The sequence below is a fragment of the Sphingomonas sp. STIS6.2 genome (genome assembly GCF_000732685.2).
Classification (GTDB): Bacteria; Pseudomonadota; Alphaproteobacteria; order Sphingomonadales; family Sphingomonadaceae; genus Sphingomonas; species Sphingomonas aerolata.
This window is the reverse complement of sequence record NZ_JPDP02000105.1, coordinates 1-3703: the sequence shown is the minus strand read 5'-3', so window position 1 is coordinate 3703 and position 3703 is coordinate 1. Positions and strand designations below refer to the sequence as shown.

Below are 3703 nucleotides of genomic sequence, written 5' to 3'. Positions count from 1 at the left end.
AGCTATCAGGGCGTCGTGGATATGTTCAGAATGTCCGCAATTGGGCGCTCCCGGTCCGTCCGCTCTCCAGACGAATACCGCCCTCCCCCTCCCCCCTCCCCCCTCCTGCCGCCTCGCCTCTATATACTCAATTTCCCGCCAGTGCGTTTTAGGTATACCCCCAGCGCACTTCTCTAGCTCTAAGCTCAACGTCGCTGCTCTTCGGAGCGCGCGCAAGTTTGCTGAAAGGAACGAGTCTCGAATAGGCACATCGGTCACGTCCGGCGCGCATCGACGCATTGCAGGCGCCAAGCAGGCAAAAGAAAGGGCCGCCAAAGGCGACCCTGAAAGTTTTTGGGGAGGGGATGCCTAAAAGGCACGCTCGAAGGATTACGCCATCTTCCCTAACGCGACGTAAATTCCCTCACTCGGGAAGCCAATTTGCGCATATGCTGAGGAGGTTATGGGATCCCACTTCCAACAGGCTGGACACGGAATGCCGTAGGTTCGACCTGTCGCGGAGGCAGTCGATGGTCTCACCATTTAGTTGCCCCCATCGTCTCGAGCCAGTCGCTTGCGCCATCATCGGCTATCAGTCCGTGCAGGTTGAACCCGCCGTCGCCGAGCCCAGCGTCGATGCTCACGAGCTGAACCGCGCCATGTAAGGATGGCTTTCCGTTGTTGGTTTCAAGCGCGCGTGTCTGTCGCCAACGGTAAACCGTGCGTGGCGAACAGCCTAGCGACTCAGCCATCTGCTGATCGGTACGGCCCAGCCGATAGAGCCTCATCATTTGCTCATCCCTCTCCGGCTTTCGCAATGCGCGGGTGGCCTTAGGTTCATATTTACTGGGGATGCCGTGCATCCCATGCCACTGGACTATTGCGGACCGCGTCGTGCCGAGGCGGCGCGCGATCTCGCGATCGTTCAACCCCGATCGGTATAGGCGCAGGCGCTCGGTGTGGGCCATCGACTTGATCCGCCGGCGGTCAGCCGGTGGTGCGACCGGGTTGATGGAAAGTGCGAGCCGACGTCGCCAAGTCGCGATCCCCGCGACCGTGATTCCCTCGGCCATAGCCATCTGTGCGTCGCATTGTCCCGCCTGATACCGCCGCATGCGTTCGACAAGTTTCGTCATTCCCGAACCTCTCTCACCCAGGCCGGGGAGGCGACCACTTTTCACATGACCACAGAGTTTCAATCGCTGGCAACCGGTGCTTATCCAGCCTCGTGGGCGCAGCCGGGCCGATCAGAAAGTTTGGCCACGGTAGAAATGTCAGCGCGTTTTAAGCGAAACTACCATCGACGCAGCTTCGGCGGGTGCGATACGCTTCGGTATGAGTGACGATTTGCGCCGGACCAAGGACGATCTTAGAAACGGGATCGAGGAGCTGATAGCGCTGGCGGATCTTTTGGAGATGCCGCTCGTCGGGGCAATACTAGATAGCGCACTTAGCGTTGTCCCAACTGACGTGAACCATTGAGTTTTGAACTGCTTAATTTAGGCTTGCATGCCCGACACTGCTGATCAAGCGCAACTGCGCCATACCTTTGGATGGCCGCAAGCGGTGAAGCGCAGGACCGCAGCCGCGTACCTAGACCTTTCGCTCGCTGAGTTTGATGCTGAGGTAGCCGGGGCAAGATTGCCACGCGGCTTTATGCTTGGCAGATCGCTTCATTGGTCGCGGGCATCGATCGACGAACATCTGAACCGCCTTTCGGGCGATGTAACCCCGGACTGGCGGGAACGATCGCGGTTATACAAGCCCAGTCTGCATCCGGCTAAGGGGCGGACAACGAGGCTGGCCACCTCAATGCCGGGTTCCGTCTAATCTCCGTTTCAATCGTAGCTGCCATGATTGGAAAAGTCATACACACCGATGGAATGGAAATAGCTGTCAGCCTCAGTGCCGACGGCAAGCACGTCGAGATGAAGACAAGCGATGGAACGCACCTCATGAACCCAGCCCAGGCTTGGGGGCTCGGCGATCTACTGGCACATGCAGCGAGGAAGGCGCAGATAAACGACGCTGAGGATGTCATCGACCATAATACGTGGTGGGTTTAGATAGAGGAATGGTGGCAATGGCTTATCGCTTAGCTGTGGCGTTGGGCCGGCGTTGCACGTGACTGACGGACTCGATCCCCGGATACCATTCACCGTGGCTTCATTAGCCGAACGATGGGGGCGCAGCGAGGGCGCTGTGCGCAATCTGTTTCGCGCAAGTAGGTTGCCTCACTTTCGCATAGGAACGTTAATCCGCATTCCTGCTGCAGAGGTCGAAAAGTTCGAGATAGCGTCGCGCACCGATAGCTACGTGGCAAGGCTGACCAAACTGGGGGACGCGTGTAAAGTATGACAGCTCGCCAATCACCCGTCTCTACGATCGATTAAGCCGGAAGATCGAGCAGGGTAGTTCCATTCAGTTGAGCGCGGAGGACGTGGACTGGTCCGTCCTGTGCGGTTGCCACAAAACTGTTGTGCTGACGGCGGGGGGCGCATGTGTTCGAACAGGTGTGAGCTCGAGCCGAGGCGCAGGGCGAGTACCTACAGGACCTTGCGGGATTGGTCGTGGCTAGGCGGGCGCAGGTGGAGCTGCGACAGAGAACCCTGTCAGTCCGATGGATCGTTAAACGTTTTGGAACGCGAATCTTCATTGTTTGTTGACCTGACACTACCTATCATTATGATACGTTGATGACTGAGGTAGTACCGCTCAAACTGACGGCGCCCGTTGCGCTCAATAAGATCCGAACGCTTGCTGCTAAGAGCGAAAATATCGTCGTTATTCCGCATGCCAAAAGACGACAGACTGAGCGGTCAGTCACGCGCGGCCAGATCGAAGCGTGCCTATTGAAGGGCACAATTCAGGAAGGCCCATTTTATAACGACAAGGGGAACTGGCAGGTGACGATGTATCGCCATGCTGTCGGAGAAGAAGTGACGTGCGTTGTTGCGATAGACTGGCCATCCCGGCTGATCGTTGTGACGGTGTACTGAGGAGCGAGAGATGGCTTATCATTATACGGATAGCGGTCTCGACAACGTGTACCTGGAGAATGGTTATACCGTTCATCAGACGCCGTATGGCGAGGGCATATCCATAGCAAACACCGCAAAACTACACCGCTTGATTGGCGATTGGTTGGTGTCTCTGCCTAAAGCATTGACTGGAGCGGAGCTTCGTTTTCTGCGACTTGAATTGGAACTAACGCAACGTGACTTGGCTGCGATGCTCAATCAACAGGAGCAAGCAGTCCGACGCTGGGAGAAGTATCGCAACAAGGAAATTAATGGCTCGGCAGATTATCTGCTAAGAGCCCTGTACAAAGAATATACAGGTGGTGATGGCAGCGTACGTCGAATGGTAGACCGCTTAGCAGAATTGAACGTCGTCGAGAAACCGCAGGTCTGTCTGCGCGAGATCGACGACCATTGGAATGTCGCCTTGGAAGCTTGACGCCAAGTAGCAGTCGGAAGACGGAGCCCGCCCTCACCCGGCGGGCTCTTTTTCGCCAACGGTTGTACGAAACGTCCCGCCATTGCTGGCGGGTCGCCCCCTCCCCCTCCTGCCGCCTCGCCTCTATATACTCAATTTCCCGCCGGTGCGTTTTAGGTATACCTTTGAAGGACCGACGTTTCGCTGGTGCTTTATGTCTGTCCAAACGGCATTAAAAGGACTGAACAGAGAAGCACCACATATAGCAGACCGGCAGCTGCCGGGA

Annotated in this window: 4 protein-coding genes; 3 read left to right on the top strand and 1 reads right to left on the bottom strand. The window is 56.8% G+C overall.

The features are described from left to right. Positions 1–515 precede the first annotated feature (515 nt). Positions 516–1115 carry a helix-turn-helix domain-containing protein gene (locus sphst_RS13425; RefSeq protein ID WP_107045681.1) on the bottom strand — a complete coding sequence of 200 codons (600 nt, stop codon included), beginning with the start codon at positions 1113–1115 and terminating at the stop codon, positions 516–518. A gap of 988 nt (positions 1116–2103) precedes the next feature. On the opposite strand from sphst_RS13425, the gene sphst_RS21665 reads away from it, so the two are divergent. From sphst_RS21665 to sphst_RS20620, 3 genes are all read left to right on the top strand, one after another. Then, positions 2104–2337, top strand: a complete 234-nt coding sequence (locus sphst_RS21665) for a helix-turn-helix domain-containing protein (protein ID WP_442800404.1) — start codon at positions 2104–2106, stop codon at positions 2335–2337. Between the two features lie 338 nt (positions 2338–2675). Continuing rightward, positions 2676–2978: a DUF4258 domain-containing protein gene (locus sphst_RS13415; protein ID WP_031394936.1), complete on the top strand. Its 303-nt coding sequence runs from the start codon at positions 2676–2678 to the stop codon at positions 2976–2978. Positions 2979–2988: 10 nt separating this feature from the next. Further along, positions 2989–3438 (top strand): hypothetical protein, encoded by a 450-nt coding sequence (locus sphst_RS20620; RefSeq protein WP_031394935.1) that lies wholly within the window; start codon positions 2989–2991, stop codon positions 3436–3438. Positions 3439–3703 lie beyond the last annotated feature (265 nt).

What these genes read in the sequence shown, in the direction of transcription:
- sphst_RS13415 (WP_031394936.1), top strand. Translation starts at nt 2,676, where the DNA reads ATGACTGAGGTAGTACCGCTCAAACTGACGGCGCCCGTTGCGCTCAAT.
- sphst_RS13425 (WP_107045681.1), bottom strand. Translation starts at nt 1,115, where the DNA reads ATGACGAAACTTGTCGAACGCATGCGGCGGTATCAGGCGGGACAATGC.
- sphst_RS20620 (WP_031394935.1), top strand. Translation starts at nt 2,989, where the DNA reads ATGGCTTATCATTATACGGATAGCGGTCTCGACAACGTGTACCTGGAG.